Genomic DNA, 15112 nt, shown 5'->3' with positions numbered 1-15112 from the left:
CTCAAAGGCACGGCACAACCCTGTAGCTGGCGGTCGAGACCGAAGGGAAATACCACATGAAGTCGCGGGAAACGGAAACACGCGCGCTGCTGATCCTGCTTGGGGTTTCAGCGCTACTCCTGTTATTGGGACTGGGCACACGGGAACTTTGGGGCCCGGAAACCCGTTGGGCGAATATCACGCTGCAGATGCTGCAAAGCGGTAACTACTTCGACCCGTACCTCATGGGCGGCTCCTATTACGACAAACCACTGCCCTCCTACTGGTTGATTACCGCCACCACCTGGTTTACAGGAGGCCTGGGGCACTGGTCCTTGCGCCTGTCTTCGGTGATTGCCGCCTGGCTGAGTGTCTGGCTGGTCTACCTGATCGGCGAACAGCTGTTTCGCAAAGGCACCGGGCTGATCGCCGGATGGATGCTGGCAACCACCTTCTATTTCGTCTTTTGGGCCCGAGTCGCGACGGCTGACATTCTGACCGTCTGCGGTGTGCTGGCAGCAATCTGGTGGTATTGGCGCGGCCCGGACGACACGCGACTCGGGCGCTACTGCGTGTTCTTCCTGCTGCTGTCCGTGACCTCGCTGTTCAAAGGCCTGATCGGCTTTATCCTGCCCGGCCTGGTGCTGTTGCCGCATCTGCTGCAGGAAGGCCGCTGGAAACGTCACCTCAACCTGCGCCTGTGCGTCGCCCTGCTGGTTGCCGGCCTGGTCTATGCAGTGCCGTTCGTGTTGTCGAATATCTACGGCGCACCCACCTCCGCCCAGAGCGGTCTGGGACTGGTCTTCCGGGAAAACGTGGTGCGGTTTTTCCAGCCGTTCGACCACATCGGCCCCATTTACACCTACCTGATCTACTTGCCGGTTTATACCCTGCCATGGGCACCGTACTGGGTGCTTGGGCTGTGGGTCGCGGCCCGTAACTGGCGCACACTCGAACCCAATGCCCGTTGGTTGATCTGGGGTCTGGGCCTGCTGTTCCTGTTCTTCACCGCCAGCGGTAGTCGACGCAGTTATTACGTGTTGCCGCTGGTGCCATTTGCCCAACTGTTGGCGGCCTGGTGGGTCACCCGACACATGGAAGAACGGCGCGCTGCCGGCAAAGCCGAAGGACGCGGCCTGAAGATCGGCTTTGGCGTCACGACGGCCCTGCTTTTGCTGATCCTCGGGATTATCGTGCCCTGGAGCAACACCGGTGGCGGCGTCGTGCAATTCGGCAAAGACGTCAAGGCTCAGGCCAGCCTGATCGCGCCATGGAATCAATGGCGGATGGTGATGGTCGATGTCGACAACAAAGTCCCGATGTACCTGCAAAACGACGGGGCGCCTTTCTACTATGTGCCCGAAAACAAGGACTTCCCTCGTGAAGGCACCACCGCACAGTTCATGGCATGGCTGGAAAAAACCAGCGGCCAGCAGTGGGACCCGCAGCGCACCATCATTGTCGCGCACTACAAACGTGGCGATCAGCTGCCGCTGAACTACCTGAGCGTCGACCATCAGGCCGTCGTCACACAGCCAGACAACGGTGAACGGCTGCTGCATCCGCGCTCGGACGCCAGCGTCGCCTTCATCCCCAACGCCCCCGCCCAATGAAAAATGAGCGAGAGGCCCATCGGGCCTCTCGCTCCCTCCCGACACGGCTCACGTGAAATCAGTGAGCCCGTCGACGATAGTGTTTGAATTCAAACCACTCTGTCCTTCAAACTCCCTCCTTAGCGCCTCAATCTAAATACAAACGACATTGATTAACGACTTGTTTGACGTTTTTTTCACATATCCCGCACTACATTGCCGCCACCAAAACCCATGCGAATGATTCGCATTGTTCTGGGCGAGCTGCAGGGATTGCGGGAATCGAACGACAGGCTTGCCCACCTGATTCTTAATAAACTGCAGGAGCTGCTAACAAGATGAATCACCGTCGCCCTTCGTTTCTGAAAACCGCGCTGCTCGCCACCGCTCTTATGGGTGCTGGCCATGTCTTTGCTGCGCCAAGCAGCGACGGCATCGTGGTCTATAACGCGCAGCATGAGACCCTGACCAAGGCCTGGGTCGAAGGTTTTACCCATGAAACAKGGATCAAGGTCACGCTGCGCAACGGCGATGACAGCGAGATGGGCAATCAGCTCGTGCAAGAAGGTGCGGCCTCCCCGGCAGACGTGTTCCTGACCGAGAACTCCCCGGCCATGGTGCTGGTGGATAACGCCGGGCTGTTTACCCCTGTTGCGCCGTCGACCCTGGAACAAATCGGCTCGGCCTATCGCCCGGCCCATGGCAAATGGGTGGGCATCGCTGCTCGTTCGACCGTGTTTGTCTACAACAAAAGCAAACTGGCCGAAGCCGATCTGCCGAAGTCGCTGATGGACCTGGCCTCCCCAAGCTGGAAAGGTCGTTGGGCCGGTTCGCCTGCCGGCGCCGATTTCCAGGCCATTGTCGCCGCCGTACTGGAACTCAAGGGTGAAGCCGCCACCCTGGAATGGCTGAAGGGCATGAAAGCCAACGCCACCGCCTACCGTGGCAACAGCGCTGTGCTCAAAGCCGTTAATGCCGGTCAGATCGAAGGTGGCGTGATCTACCATTACTACAGCTTCGTCGATCAGAGCAAAACCGGCGAAAACAGCAAGAACACCTCGCTGCACTACTTCAAGCACAAAGATCCGGGCGCGTTTGTCAGTCTCTCCGGTGGTGCTGTCCTGGCGTCCAGCAAACACCAGGAAGAAGCTCAGGCGTTCCTGAAGTGGATCACCGGTAAAGAAGGCCAGGCCATTCTGAAAAACGGCAACTCGTTTGAATACGCCGTAGGCCAGAAAGCCGAGTCGAACCCGAAACTGGTGCCGCTGGCGCAACTTGACGCGCCTGTGGTCGATGCCTCCAGGCTCAACAGCAAAAAAGTTGTCGAGCTGATGACTCAGGCGGGGTTGTTGTAATCCGATGTCCAAGCCAGTCGCGCTGCCAGAAGCTAGTAAAGTCGCCCAACTGACGACTCTGGCCTCCCCTCGTCAACACCCTCGCCGCGCCTCCGGGAGGCGTAGCGGTTCGTGGGTGGTGGCCATATCCATTCTGGTGTCGTTGCTGGCGCTGCTGCCGTTGGCGTTTGTCATCGGCATTTCCATCAAGACCGGCTGGGCGACTATCGCCGAGCTGGTCTTCAGGCCCCGAGTGGCTGAACTTTTGATCAACACCGTTCTACTGGTGGTGATCACGATTCCTTTATGTATCGCGCTTGGCGTGGCACTCGCCTGGTTGACCGAACGCACCGACTTGCCGGGCCGCCGCCTCTGGTCGGTGCTGGCAACGGCGCCGATTGCGGTGCCGGCCTTTGTCCACAGCTATGCCTGGGTCAGCCTTGTACCACCGATTCACGGGTTGTTTGCCGGGGTACTGGTTTCGGTCATCGCCTACTTCCCGTTCCTCTATCTGCCAGTCGCCGCCACCCTGCGACGTCTTGATCCGGCCATCGAAGATGTCTCCGAATCGCTGGGCCTGAAGCCCTGGGCGGTGTTTTTCCGGGTCGTGCTGCCGCAACTGCGCCTGGCCATCTGTGGCGGTGCCTTGCTGGTCGGCCTGCACTTGCTGGCCGAATACGGCTTGTACGCGATGATTCGCTTCGACACCTTCACCACAGCGATCTTCGACCAGTTCCAGTCGAGCTTCAACGGCCCGGCGGCGAACATGCTGGCCGGGGTGCTGGCGCTGTGCTGCCTGCTGATGCTGACCGCTGAATCTGCATCACGTGGCCACGCCCGTTACGCCCGTGTCGGTTCCGGCAGTGCGCGCCTGCAACGCACCCAGCGGCTGACACGCAACACCAAAGCCGCAGCATTGTTGCTGCCAATCATCACCAGCGTGCTGGCCCTCGGCGTGCCGCTGATTACCTTGGCCCAATGGTTGATTGCCGGTGGCGCAGACGTCTGGCGGATGGCGGAAATTCTCCCGGCATTGAAGCAGACCCTCGTTCTGGCCAGCGTCGGCGCGGTCATCACCACCTGCGCGGCAGTTCCGGTGGCCTGGTTGTCGATACGCTCGCCAGGGCGTCTGCATCGCATCCTGGAAAGCTGCAACTACATCACCAGTTCATTGCCGGGAATCGTCGTGGCGCTGGCACTGGTGACCGTCACCATCAGCTTTGCCCGGCCGATTTACCAGACCACCATCACGGTGCTGCTGGCGTACCTGCTGATGTTCTTGCCACGCGCGCTGGTCAGTTTGCGCGCCGGTATTGCCCAGGCACCGGTAGAGCTGGAAAATATCGCCCGCAGCCTGGGCCGTTCACCGAGCCAGGCGCTCTGGCTGATTACCATGCGCCTGGCCGCACCGGGGGCAGCCGCCGGCGCAGCGCTAGTGTTTCTGGCAATCACCAATGAACTGACCGCGACCCTGCTGCTCTCGCCAAGTGGCACCCGCACCCTGGCCACCGGTTTTTGGGCCATGACCAGCGAAATCGACTATGCAGCAGCGGCACCTTACGCGCTGATCATGATTTTGCTGTCGCTTCCGTTGACCGCGCTTCTCTATCATCAATCCAAACGCACGGCAGGCCGATGAACGCTCTCGAACTGAACTCCATCTACAAAACCTTCGGCGCCCTGCCTGCCCTGGACAACGTCAGCCTGTCAGTGCCTGCGGGCAGCCGCACGGCCATCGTCGGCCCTTCCGGCTCAGGCAAGACCACCTTGCTGCGGATGATTGCCGGGTTCGAGTTTCCCGATTCGGGCAGCATCTTGCTCAACGGCCAGACGCTGGTCGACGGCTCGACCGAAGTCCCCGCGCATCAGCGCATGATTGGTTATGTGCCGCAGGACGGTGCACTGTTCCCACACATGACGGTGGCCGGCAACATTGCCTTTGGACTGTCGGGTGATGCCGCCTTGAAACAAGAGCGCGTCGCCGAGTTGATGGACATGGTGGCGCTGGATGCACGCATGAGCCAGCGCTGGCCGCACGAGCTTTCCGGCGGTCAGCAGCAACGGGTCGCCCTGGCCCGCGCCTTGGCGCAACGGCCTCGGCTGATGCTGCTGGATGAACCCTTCTCGGCACTGGACACCGGCCTGCGGGCGTCCATGCGCAAGATGGTTGCCAAACTTCTCTCAGACACCGGCGTGACCACCATCCTGGTGACCCATGATCAGTCCGAGGCGTTGTCATTTGCCGATCAACTGGCCGTGATGCGTCAGGGCCGACTGGTGCAAACCGGGCACCCGATGGATCTGTACCTGCATCCTCAAGATGAAGAAACCGCGCTGTTCCTCGGGGATGCCGTGGTCATGCCGGCGCGGATCGAAAATGGCTACGCGATCTGCGACCTGGGCCGGGTTCATGTCAGCAGTACCTCGGCAAACGGCGCAACGCAGATCATGTTGCGACCCGAGCAGTTGCAGATTTCCAGTCAGCCCGCGGACCTGGAACAGGTGGATGGTTGCATCGGGGTGGTGACCGATCGCGACTTTGGCGGCAATACCTGCACCTTGACGGTGGAACTGAAGGTCCCCTCACCGGCTACGGATGGACAGTCAGCGAGCCGCTCGCTACTGGTTCGCAGTTCCGGGGTGCATGCACCAGCCGCTGGCAGCCTGGTACACATTTCGACCCTGGGTAACGCGCACGTATTGACCGAACCTGTTCGCCGCCAGGCGGTTACGACGCCATAGCCTGGAGCTTGACGCAAGCTCGGGTTGAAGTAGTCTTGGTTGGGTCCTTTGCTATCACTTTTTAGTGATGTGCGAGCCAAGTGGTGGTTTTCTTTGCGGCGCCTGAAAAATGGCAATAACTGCCAGAAAGGACTGTAAGCATTGAAAAACCCTGAACATTCGCTGTAAAGGTTACAGTTAAACATTCCCGACACCGGTTTTTCATGTCCCTTTCACATTTTCGAGATTACCCTCTGCGCATCCGGAGCGATGCCTTTGGGTCGCTCAAACTGCAGAACGACAAAATAAAAGTCAATTAGTGCACTTTCCCTAAAAGATTGGTTAACTGATTGATATACTTTTCATTTTTTCGTCTACGCTGTCACGGACGTCGCTTCGAAGCACCGCTTCGAGCTGATTCGCAGGTTGTGACCGCTGATTTGCCGCCTTCCAGGGCTGTTGACATATCCAAACCCGAGGTCCACATGAATCAGGCTTTTCTCCCCTTCTCTCGCCCAAGCATCGGTGATGAGGAAATCGCCGCTGTCGAGCAGGTGTTGCGCTCCGGCTGGATCACCACCGGGCCGAAGAACCAGGAGCTGGAGGAGCAATTCGCACAGTACACGGGTTGTCAGCACGCCGTAGCCCTGTCCTCGGCCACCGGCGGCATGCACATCACGCTACTGGCGCTGGGTATCGGCCCTGGCGATGAAGTGATCACACCGTCGCAGACCTGGGTCTCGACCGCCAACATGATCTGCCTGTTGGGTGCTACCCCGGTATTCGTCGACGTCGACCGCGACACCCTGATGACCGATGTCCAGGCCATCGAAGCCGCCATTACCCCGCGCACCAAAGCCATTATCCCGGTGCACTACGCCGGCGCCGCGTTCGATCTCGACCCGCTCTACGCGCTGGCAGACAAACACGGTATCGCCGTCATCGAAGACGCCGCCCATGCTGCCGGTACCCGTTACCGTGGCCGCGCCATTGGCGCTCAGGGCACCGCGATCTTCTCGTTCCACGCGATCAAGAACATGACCTGCGCCGAAGGCGCAATGTTCGTCAGCGACAATCAGGCGCTGGCCGATCGAGTGCGCATGCTCAAGTTTCATGGCCTCGGCGTAGACGCCTATGATCGCCTGACCCACGGCCGTAAACCTCAGGCCATGGTCATCGAGCCGGGCTTCAAGTACAACCTGGCCGACATCAACGCAGCCATTGCACTGGTGCAGTTGCAGCGCCTCGACGAGATCAACGCCAAGCGCACCGCATTGGCGCAGACCTATCTGCAACGCCTCGAAGGCCTGCCGGTACAACCGCTGAGTGTGCCGAGCTACCCGCAACAACACGCCTGGCACCTGTTTATCCTGCGCATCGACGCCGAGCGTTGCGGGATGGATCGCGAGGCGTTCATGAAGGCCCTGCAAGAACAGAATATCGGTACGGGTATTCACTTTGTGGCCACCCACCTGCACACTTACTACCGCCAGCGATTCCCGGGCATTCATTTGCCCAACACCGAATGGAACTCGGCACGACTGTGCTCGATCCCGCTGTTCCCCGACATGACTACCGACGATGTCGAACGCGTCGTTGGCGCCATTGAAAACATTCTGGACTGAAGCCTTTGAAGCCATATCCAATTAACTGCGTGTCGATCGTTATCCCGGTCTACAACGAAGAAGAAAGCTTGCCTGAATTGCTGCGCCGGACCGAAGCGGCCTGTCAGCTACTCAAACACGAGTACGAAATCGTCCTGGTCGACGACGGCAGCCGCGACAATTCGGCGCAAATTCTCGAAGAAGCCGCCGAGCGTGAAGGCAGCCAGGTCGTCGCGGTCATTCTCAATCGCAACTACGGCCAGCACGCGGCAATCATGGCCGGTTTCGAACATTGCAAAGGCGATGTGGTCATTACCCTCGACGCCGACCTGCAGAACCCGCCGGAAGAAATCCCCCGTCTGGTGGAACAGGCCGAACTGGGCTACGACGTGGTTGCCACCGTGCGCAACAATCGCCAGGACTCGGCCCTGCGCCGCTGGCCGTCGAAACTGATCAACCTGGCCGTGCAACGTTCCACCGGTGTCGCCATGAGCGATTACGGCTGCATGCTGCGCGCCTACCGCCGCACCATCGTCGACGCCATGCTGGCCTGCCGCGAACGCAGCACCTTCATCCCGATCCTGGCCAACAGCTTCGCCCGCCACACCACCGAGATTCTGGTGCAGCACGCCGAGCGCGAGCATGGCGAGTCGAAGTACAGCCCGATGCGCCTGATCAGCCTGATGTTCGATCTGCTGACCTGCATGACCACTACCCCGCTGCGACTGCTGAGCATCATCGGTTTCAGCCTGGCGGCGCTGGGCATGTTGTTTGCCTTCCTGCTGATCTTCCTGCGCCTGATCTTCGGCGCCAGCTGGGCGGGTGGTGGCACCTTCGTACTGTTCGCCGTACTCTTTGTGTTCACTGGCGGCCAATTCATCGGCATGGGCCTTCTGGGTGAGTACCTGGGCCGCATGTACAGCGATGTCCGCGCCCGTCCGCGGTTCTTTATCGAAAAAATCCTACGTAACAAACCCGCTAGTCCTGCTCCCGTTGCCACTGTCGACGGTCTGCCTTCCACCACTACTGATCAGGTTTCGCCATGAGTTCAAAAGCTGTTGTTTTCGCCTATCACGATATTGGCTGTGCAGGTATCGAAGCACTGCTAAACGCAGGTTTCGAGATTGCTGCCGTGTTTACCCACGCCGACGATCCGAAGGAAAACACCTTCTACGGCTCGGTCGCTCAGCTGTGCGCCCGCAAAGGCATTCCTGTGCATGCACCGGAAGACGTCAACCACCCACTGTGGATCGAGCGCATCGCCAAACTGAACCCGGACTACCTGTTCTCGTTCTACTACCGCAACCTGTTGGGTGAGCAACTGCTGGCTACCGCCCGCAAAGGCGCGTTCAACCTGCACGGCTCGTTGCTGCCAACCTACCGCGGCCGCGCTCCAGCGAACTGGGTACTGGTCAACGGCGAAACCGAAACCGGCGTGACCCTGCACCGCATGGTCAAGCGTGCCGACGCTGGCGCAATCATTGCCCAGCAACGCGTCGCGATCGAGCGCGCCGACACCGCACTGACCCTGCACGGCAAGCTGCGTGAAGCCGCTTCCAACCTGCTGCGTGACACCCTGCCATTGCTGGCTCAGGGCAAAATCACCGAAACCGCCCAGGACGAATCCAAGGCCACTGTTTACGGTCGTCGTACCGCGGCAGACGGCAAACTGGTCTGGAAGAAGCCGGCTGAAGAGCTGTTCAACCTGGTTCGCGCCGTGACCCAGCCTTACCCGGGTGCTTTCTGCGCCGTGGGCGAGCACAAACTGATTGTCTGGAGCGCTGAAGTCGTCAAGGGCAACGAAGGCCTGGCTCCAGGCCGCGTGATCAGCGTCGATCCGCTGCGTATCGCTTGCGGCGAAGACTCCCTGGTTATCACTTCCGGCCAGCGTAACGAAAGCGGCCTGTACCTGAGCGGCCCGCAACTGGCCAACGAACTGGGTCTGGTCGACGGTTCCGTACTGCGTGGCGCTGAATCGGGCCGTGCCCCGCGTCGTACCCGCGTACTGATCCTCGGCGTCAACGGCTTCATCGGTAACCACCTGTCCGAGCGCCTGCTGCGTGACGACAAGTACGACGTCTATGGTCTGGACATCGGTTCCGACGCTATCGAGCGTCTGCGCAGCCACCCGAACTTCCACTTCGTCGAAGGCGATATCAGCATTCACTCCGAGTGGATCGAATATCACATCAAGAAGTGCGACGTGGTTCTGCCGCTGGTGGCCATCGCCACTCCAATCGAATACACCCGCAACCCGCTGCGCGTATTCGAACTGGACTTCGAAGAGAACCTGAAACTGGTTCGCTACTGCGTGAAGTACAACAAGCGCGTGATCTTCCCGTCGACCTCCGAAGTCTACGGCATGTGCCAGGACAAGAACTTCGACGAAGACACCTCGAACCTGATCGTTGGTCCGATCAACAAGCAACGCTGGATCTACTCGGTCTCCAAGCAACTGCTGGACCGCGTGATCTGGGCCTACGGCGCCAAAGGCCTGAACTTCACCCTGTTCCGTCCGTTCAACTGGATGGGTCCACGCCTGGACCGTCTGGACTCGGCCCGTATCGGCAGCTCCCGTGCCATCACCCAGCTGATCCTGAACCTGGTGGAAGGCACCCCGATCCGTCTGTTCGACGGCGGCGAGCAGAAGCGCTGCTTCACTGACATCGCCGACGGCATCGAAGCCCTGGCCCGTATCGTTGATAACGAAAATGACGCGTGCAACGGTCAAGTCATCAACATCGGTAACCCGGACAACGAAGCCAGCATCCGTCAGCTGGGCGAAGAACTGCTGCGTCAGTTCGAAGCTCACCCACTGCGCGCCAACTTCCCTCCGTTCGCCGGTTTCCGCGACGTAGAGAGCAAGGCGTTCTACGGCGCTGGCTACCAGGACGTGGAACACCGCAAGCCAAGCATCGAAAACGCCAAGCGCCTGCTGAACTGGGAGCCAACCGTTGAGATGAGCGAAACCATCGGTAACACGCTGGACTTCTTCCTGCGCGAAGCCATGCTCGAAATCGCGGACAAGCGCTGATGCAGGCAGGTCTTCGGATCGATGTCGACACCTACCGAGGTACCCGTGAGGGGGTACCCCGGTTGTTGGAGATGCTCGATGAAGCACAAGTCAAGGCGACGTTTTTCTTCAGCGTTGGTCCGGACAACATGGGGCGCCATTTATGGCGCCTCATCCGTCCGCAGTTCCTCTGGAAAATGCTCCGCTCCAATGCCGCAGGTCTGTACGGCTGGGACATCTTGCTGGCCGGCACCGCCTGGCCAGGCAAGCCCATCGGTCGTGACCTGGGGCACCTGATGCGCCAGACCCTCGCGGCTGGCCATGAAGTAGGGTTGCACGCCTGGGATCACCACGGCTGGCAAGCCAACGCAGGGCGCTGGAGCGATGCCGAGCTGATCGAGCAGATTCGCCGGGGCGTAGATACCCTCAGCGATATTATCGGGCAGCGCGTCGACTGTTCAGCGGCCGCCGGCTGGCGTGCCGATGAGCGGGTCATCGAAGCCAAGCAGCATTTTGGCTTTCGTTACAACAGCGACTGTCGCGGACAAAGCCTGTTCCAGCCTCGGCTGGCAGACGGCAGCCTCGGCACGCCACAAATTCCGGTCGACTTGCCAACCTTCGATGAAGTGGTGGGTCCCGTCGTAGCAGCCAATGAGTTCAACTCATACATTCTTGACCGATTCAGCCCCTCGAAGCTGAACGTATATACGATACATGCGGAGGTAGAAGGGATTCTGATGGCAAACGATTTCCGTCAACTGCTGGTTGATGCGCGTCAGCGTGACATCCAGTTCCAGCCGCTGGGTAACCTCTTGCCCGCCCAACCGACAACCCTGCCTCAGGGGCGCGTAATACGTGGCGCCCTCGAAGGCCGAGAAGGATGGTTGGGAGTGCAAGGCGCATGACCAAACGCTGGGCTTTGCCGTTACTGCTTATCGCTTTCGGTCTGGTCTATCTGTTGCCGCTGGGCACGCATGGTCTGTGGATTCCGGATGAAACCCGCTACGCCCAGGTCAGTCAGGAAATGCTCCTGAGTGGCAACTGGGTGTCGCCGCATTTCAYGGGCCTGCGTTATTTCGAGAAACCAATTGCCGGTTACTGGATGATCGCCATCGGCCAGGCCGTGTTCGGCGAGAACCTGTTCGGGGTGCGTGTTGCATCGGCACTCGCGACCGGTTTGAGCATCCTGCTGACCTACCTGATCGCACGCAGGCTCTGGAACGATCCGCGTAAAAGCATCGCCAGCGCATTGCTCTACATGAGTTTCGCTGTGGTCGCCGGTCAAGGCGGCTATTCCAACCTCGACCCGCAATTCACGTTCTGGGTCGACCTGAGCCTGGTAGCCTTGTGGTTCGCACTGGACAGCAGCAGTCGCAATGCGCGGTTGATCAGCTGGGCAACCCTGGGGCTGGCCTGCGGCATGGGCTTCCTGACCAAGGGGTTCCTGGCCTGGTTGCTGCCGGTATTGATCGCCCTGCCCTACATGATCTGGCAAAAACGCTGGCGTGAACTGTTGGCCTACGGCCCGATGGCTATCGTGGTCGCGATTGTCGTCAGCCTGCCGTGGGTCCTGGCCGTGCATGCGCAGGAACCCGATTACTGGCGTTTCTTCTTCTGGCACGAGCACATTCGCCGCTTTGCCGGTGACGACGCGCAGCACGCAGCGCCGTGGTGGTTCTACCTGCCGATGCTGGTAGCGTTCAGCCTGCCGTGGGCAGCCTTCCTGCCGTCGGCGCTCAAGCAAGCCTGGCAAACCAGGCGTCAGGCAAGCACCGGCTTCCTGCTGTTGTGGCTGGTCCTGCCGCTGGCGTTTTTCAGCCTGAGCAAAGGCAAGTTGCCGACCTACATCCTGCCGTGCCTGCTACCTCTGGCACTGTTGATGGGCAATGCACTGATTGACCGACTGAACCTGGGACAAAGCCGGCTGTTCAAGATCAACGGCCTGCTGAACCTGGTCATCGGTCTGACCACCTTGCTGGCGATGGTTTACCTGCAACTGAAAAAACCCGTATATGTCGATGAAATGCACAGCCTGGTGCTGGTGTTCATTGTGCTCATGGGCTGGATCCTGTCCAACCTGCTGCTGGTGGTTCGACCGTTGAGCGCATGGGCTGCGCCGGCAATCGGCAGCTGGTTGCTGATCGCCATCCTGCCGGCTGCATTGCCGCACTCGGTGGTCTACAACAAGATGCCCGACCAGTTTGTCCTCCAGCACATTGACGAACTCAGCCAGACCAAAAGCCTGCTGAGCAATGACCTGGGAGCGGCCTCCGCGCTGGCCTGGCGTCTGCAACGCCCTGAAGTGGCGTTGTACAACACCATCGGTGAAGTAAAATACGGCCTGGACTACCCGGACGCCGCGGCGCGTCGGGTCGATACCGACCACGTGCAACAGTGGATGAGCGAAGCCCGCAAGACCGGCCCGGTAGGTGTCGTCATGCGCGTCAAGGGTGATGATGAAGTCCACGAACTCGACCTGCTGCCCAAGGATGGCAAGCATTACGAGCAAGGCAACATGGTCATTCTGATCATTCCACAGAGCGCGCCATGACCCTGATTCTGCTGTTGTCCGCCTGTCTGCTGACCTGCATGGGCCAGATCGCCCAGAAATACGCCGTGGAAAGCTGGCGCGGCAAGGACTCCGGCTGGGGCGAGAAACTGCTCTCGCCGTGGTTATGGCTGGCGCTGGCGTGCCTGGGCTTTGGCTTGCTGGTGTGGCTGCTGGTGCTGCAGCGCCTGGAAGTCGGTATCGCCTATCCGATGCTCAGCCTCAACTTTGTGCTGATCACCCTGGCCGCCCACTTCGTCTTCCACGAAACCATCGATCGTCGTCACTGGATCGGCGTTGCGCTGATCATCGCCGGCGTCGTTCTGCTCGGGAGGCACGCATGAGCCTTCGTCGCGGAATCAGCTTTGCCATGGGCAGCGTCGCGCTGGTCAGTGCCGCGCAGTTGGGCATGCGCTGGAGCATGAGCCATTTGCCACTGCCCGATCAGTGGCTGCAGGCCCTGAGCAACGGTAGCATCGACCTGCTCCCGATCGGCGTGGTACTGGCGTCGATCTGCGCTTACGCCCTGTCCATGCTGTGCTGGCTCGTCGCTCTGCGCGATCTGCCGCTGGGCCGGGCCTACTCGCTGTTGAGTATCAGCTATGCACTGGTGTATCTATTGGCCGCCAGCCTGCCGCTGTTCAACGAAAATTTCAGTCTTTCCAAAACACTCGGGGTGGCCTTGGTCATCCTCGGTGTCATCACTATCAACTCTCGAACTGCTCGCGCCACAGAAGTCAGGAATGCCTCATGAAAATCAGTGTAATTGGTAGCGGTTATGTCGGTCTGGTGCAGGCAACTGTCCTGGCTGAAGTCGGCCATGATGTCGTCTGCATGGACGTCGACCAGAACAAGATCAAAATGCTGCAGAAAGGCCACGTCACTATCTTTGAACCAGGGCTGGAGAGCATGGTCAAGGAGAACCTGGAGAGCGGGCGCCTGCACTTCACCAGCGACGAGAAAATGGCCATCGAGCACGGCCAGGTCCTGTTCATCGCTGTCGGCACACCGTCGGACGAGGACGGCTCGGCCGACCTGAAATATGTCCTGTCCGTGGGTGACGCGGTTGCGCGCCATCGGGTCGAGCCGCTGATCCTCGTGGAAAAGTCCACTGTTCCAGTCGGCACCGGCGATACCCTGCGCGCGCACATTGAAGAAGTCCTGAAGAAAGCCGGACGCACCCTGGAGTTCGATATCGTCTCCAACCCGGAATTCCTCAAGGAAGGCTCGGCCGTCAGTGACTGCCGCCGTCCTGACCGCATCGTCATCGGTTGCGAGCGTGAAGAAGTCCGTGAAGTGATGCGCGACCTCTACGCTCCCTTCAACCGCAACCATGACCGCATCATGTTCATGGACCTGCGCAGCGCCGAGCTGACCAAGTACGCGGCCAACTGCATGCTCGCGACCAAAATCAGCTTTATCAACCAGATCGCCGAACTGGCCGAACACCTGGGTGCGGATATCGAAGCCGTGCGCATGGGCATCGGTGCAGACCAGCGCATCGGCTACCACTTCATCTACCCTGGCTGCGGCTATGGCGGTTCGTGCTTCCCGAAAGACATGCGCGCGTTGATCCACAGCGCCCAGGAAGCCAATTGCTCCAGCGACCTGCTGCAAGCGGTCGAAGCCATCAACCAGCGGCAGAAACACAAGCTGTTCGAACGCATCAACGCGTTCTACAAAGGTGAGCTGAAAGGCAAGACCTTCGCCCTCTGGGGCCTGGCGTTCAAACCCAACACCGACGACATGCGCGACGCGCCAAGCCGGGTGCTGATGGAAGCCTTGTGGGCTGCCGGCGCACACGTGCGGGCCTTCGACCCTGAAGCCATGCAGGAAACCCAACGCCTGTACCCGGATCAACCGAACCTGTCGCTGATGGGCACGCCGGAATCCGCGCTGGTGGGCGCAGACGCGTTGATCGTTTGCACCGAATGGCAACAGTTCAAGGCGCCGGACTTCAAGTTGATCGAAGAGCGTCTCAAAGCTCCGGTGATCTTCGACGGTCGCAACCTCTACGACGCCGAACGTCTGGCACGTAAAGGCTTCAAGTACTTCCCGATGGGTCGTGGCGAGTCGCGCAACCTGCCAATCCCTCAGCAGCAGTGGCCAGCCTCTTCCGTCGTAGCCTAGGAGGCCCCGCGTGCACGCCAATCCATCGACAGGGATCCGTCAACAATCGTTAGGTCTGGGGCTATTGGCGCTGCTGCTGTTCTGCGCCGGGGTCTACCAGCAATCGGCGATCGGATTCGACACGCGGTTTGTACTGTTTGCCCAGGAAATGCTGCGCCATGGGCCGGGATTCTTCCCGACCACCTATGGCC

At 59.9% G+C, this 15112-nt stretch carries 12 protein-coding genes and 1 pseudogene; all 13 read left to right on the top strand.

From position 1 onward, the window contains the following. Positions 1 to 56: 56 nt before the first annotated feature. Positions 57 to 1592 carry an ArnT family glycosyltransferase gene (locus AC1DH9_RS06375; RefSeq protein ID WP_427540114.1) on the top strand — a complete coding sequence of 512 codons (1536 nt, stop codon included), beginning with the start codon at positions 57 to 59 and terminating at the stop codon, positions 1590 to 1592. 317 nt (positions 1593 to 1909) lie between these two features. Further along, on the top strand, positions 1910 to 2926 hold the full coding sequence (locus AC1DH9_RS06370; protein ID WP_477807937.1) for an iron ABC transporter substrate-binding protein: 1017 nt from the start codon (positions 1910 to 1912) through the stop codon (positions 2924 to 2926). Positions 2927 to 2930: 4 nt separating this feature from the next. Further along, the gene (locus tag AC1DH9_RS06365; protein WP_427527855.1) at positions 2931 to 4544 is read left to right on the top strand and encodes an ABC transporter permease; all 1614 of its coding nucleotides are present in this window, start codon (positions 2931 to 2933) and stop codon (positions 4542 to 4544) included. Next, positions 4541 to 5647 carry an ABC transporter ATP-binding protein gene (locus tag AC1DH9_RS06360; RefSeq protein ID WP_427540108.1) on the top strand — a complete coding sequence of 369 codons (1107 nt, stop codon included), beginning with the start codon at positions 4541 to 4543 and terminating at the stop codon, positions 5645 to 5647. Before AC1DH9_RS06365 ends, AC1DH9_RS06360 begins: the two co-directional genes overlap by 4 nt. A gap of 464 nt (positions 5648 to 6111) precedes the next feature. Next, positions 6112 to 7251, top strand: a complete 1140-nt coding sequence (gene arnB, locus AC1DH9_RS06355) for a UDP-4-amino-4-deoxy-L-arabinose aminotransferase (protein ID WP_427540105.1) — start codon at positions 6112 to 6114, stop codon at positions 7249 to 7251. A gap of 5 nt (positions 7252 to 7256) precedes the next feature. Then, positions 7257 to 8276, top strand: coding sequence for an undecaprenyl-phosphate 4-deoxy-4-formamido-L-arabinose transferase (arnC, locus tag AC1DH9_RS06350; RefSeq protein ID WP_054597464.1), 1020 nt, complete (start codon positions 7257 to 7259; stop codon positions 8274 to 8276). Then, the gene (arnA, locus tag AC1DH9_RS06345; RefSeq protein ID WP_427527861.1) at positions 8273 to 10264 is read left to right on the top strand and encodes a bifunctional UDP-4-amino-4-deoxy-L-arabinose formyltransferase/UDP-glucuronic acid oxidase ArnA; all 1992 of its coding nucleotides are present in this window, start codon (positions 8273 to 8275) and stop codon (positions 10262 to 10264) included. The genes arnC and arnA overlap by 4 nt, the downstream gene beginning before the upstream one ends. Next, on the top strand, positions 10264 to 11148 hold the full coding sequence (gene arnD / locus AC1DH9_RS06340) for a 4-deoxy-4-formamido-L-arabinose-phosphoundecaprenol deformylase (RefSeq protein ID WP_054597466.1): 885 nt from the start codon (positions 10264 to 10266) through the stop codon (positions 11146 to 11148). The genes arnA and arnD overlap by 1 nt, the downstream gene beginning before the upstream one ends. Beyond that, a complete protein-coding gene (gene arnT, locus AC1DH9_RS06335; RefSeq protein ID WP_477807936.1) occupies positions 11145 to 12794 on the top strand; it encodes a lipid IV(A) 4-amino-4-deoxy-L-arabinosyltransferase in 1650 nt (549 codons plus the stop codon). The genes arnD and arnT overlap by 4 nt, the downstream gene beginning before the upstream one ends. Beyond that, complete coding sequence (gene arnE / locus AC1DH9_RS06330) at positions 12791 to 13135, top strand: 4-amino-4-deoxy-L-arabinose-phosphoundecaprenol flippase subunit ArnE (protein ID WP_427527867.1); 345 nt, start codon at positions 12791 to 12793, stop codon at positions 13133 to 13135. Before arnT ends, arnE begins: the two co-directional genes overlap by 4 nt. Continuing rightward, positions 13132 to 13545, top strand: a complete 414-nt coding sequence (gene arnF / locus AC1DH9_RS06325) for a 4-amino-4-deoxy-L-arabinose-phosphoundecaprenol flippase subunit ArnF (protein ID WP_427527869.1) — start codon at positions 13132 to 13134, stop codon at positions 13543 to 13545. Before arnE ends, arnF begins: the two co-directional genes overlap by 4 nt. Then, positions 13542 to 14921, top strand: coding sequence for a UDP-glucose dehydrogenase family protein (locus tag AC1DH9_RS06320; RefSeq protein WP_427527871.1), 1380 nt, complete (start codon positions 13542 to 13544; stop codon positions 14919 to 14921). The genes arnF and AC1DH9_RS06320 overlap by 4 nt, the downstream gene beginning before the upstream one ends. 10 nt (positions 14922 to 14931) lie before the next feature. Further along, positions 14932 to 15112, top strand: a pseudogene (locus AC1DH9_RS06315) (glycosyltransferase); the annotation flags it as partial.

It is taken from the genome of Pseudomonas sp. 05T35, assembly GCF_056396605.1.
This window is presented reverse-complemented; position numbering and strand designations above follow the sequence as displayed.

Excerpts from the sequence above, each read along its gene's own strand:
- AC1DH9_RS06375 (WP_427540114.1), top strand. The coding sequence starts at position 57 with ATGAAGTCGCGGGAAACGGAAACACGCGCGCTGCTGATCCTGCTTGGG.
- AC1DH9_RS06365 (WP_427527855.1), top strand. The coding sequence starts at position 2,931 with ATGTCCAAGCCAGTCGCGCTGCCAGAAGCTAGTAAAGTCGCCCAACTG.
- AC1DH9_RS06360 (WP_427540108.1), top strand. The coding sequence starts at position 4,541 with ATGAACGCTCTCGAACTGAACTCCATCTACAAAACCTTCGGCGCCCTG.
- arnB (WP_427540105.1), top strand. The coding sequence starts at position 6,112 with ATGAATCAGGCTTTTCTCCCCTTCTCTCGCCCAAGCATCGGTGATGAG.
- arnA (WP_427527861.1), top strand. The coding sequence starts at position 8,273 with ATGAGTTCAAAAGCTGTTGTTTTCGCCTATCACGATATTGGCTGTGCA.
- arnD (WP_054597466.1), top strand. The coding sequence starts at position 10,264 with ATGCAGGCAGGTCTTCGGATCGATGTCGACACCTACCGAGGTACCCGT.
- arnE (WP_427527867.1), top strand. The coding sequence starts at position 12,791 with ATGACCCTGATTCTGCTGTTGTCCGCCTGTCTGCTGACCTGCATGGGC.
- arnF (WP_427527869.1), top strand. The coding sequence starts at position 13,132 with ATGAGCCTTCGTCGCGGAATCAGCTTTGCCATGGGCAGCGTCGCGCTG.
- AC1DH9_RS06320 (WP_427527871.1), top strand. The coding sequence starts at position 13,542 with ATGAAAATCAGTGTAATTGGTAGCGGTTATGTCGGTCTGGTGCAGGCA.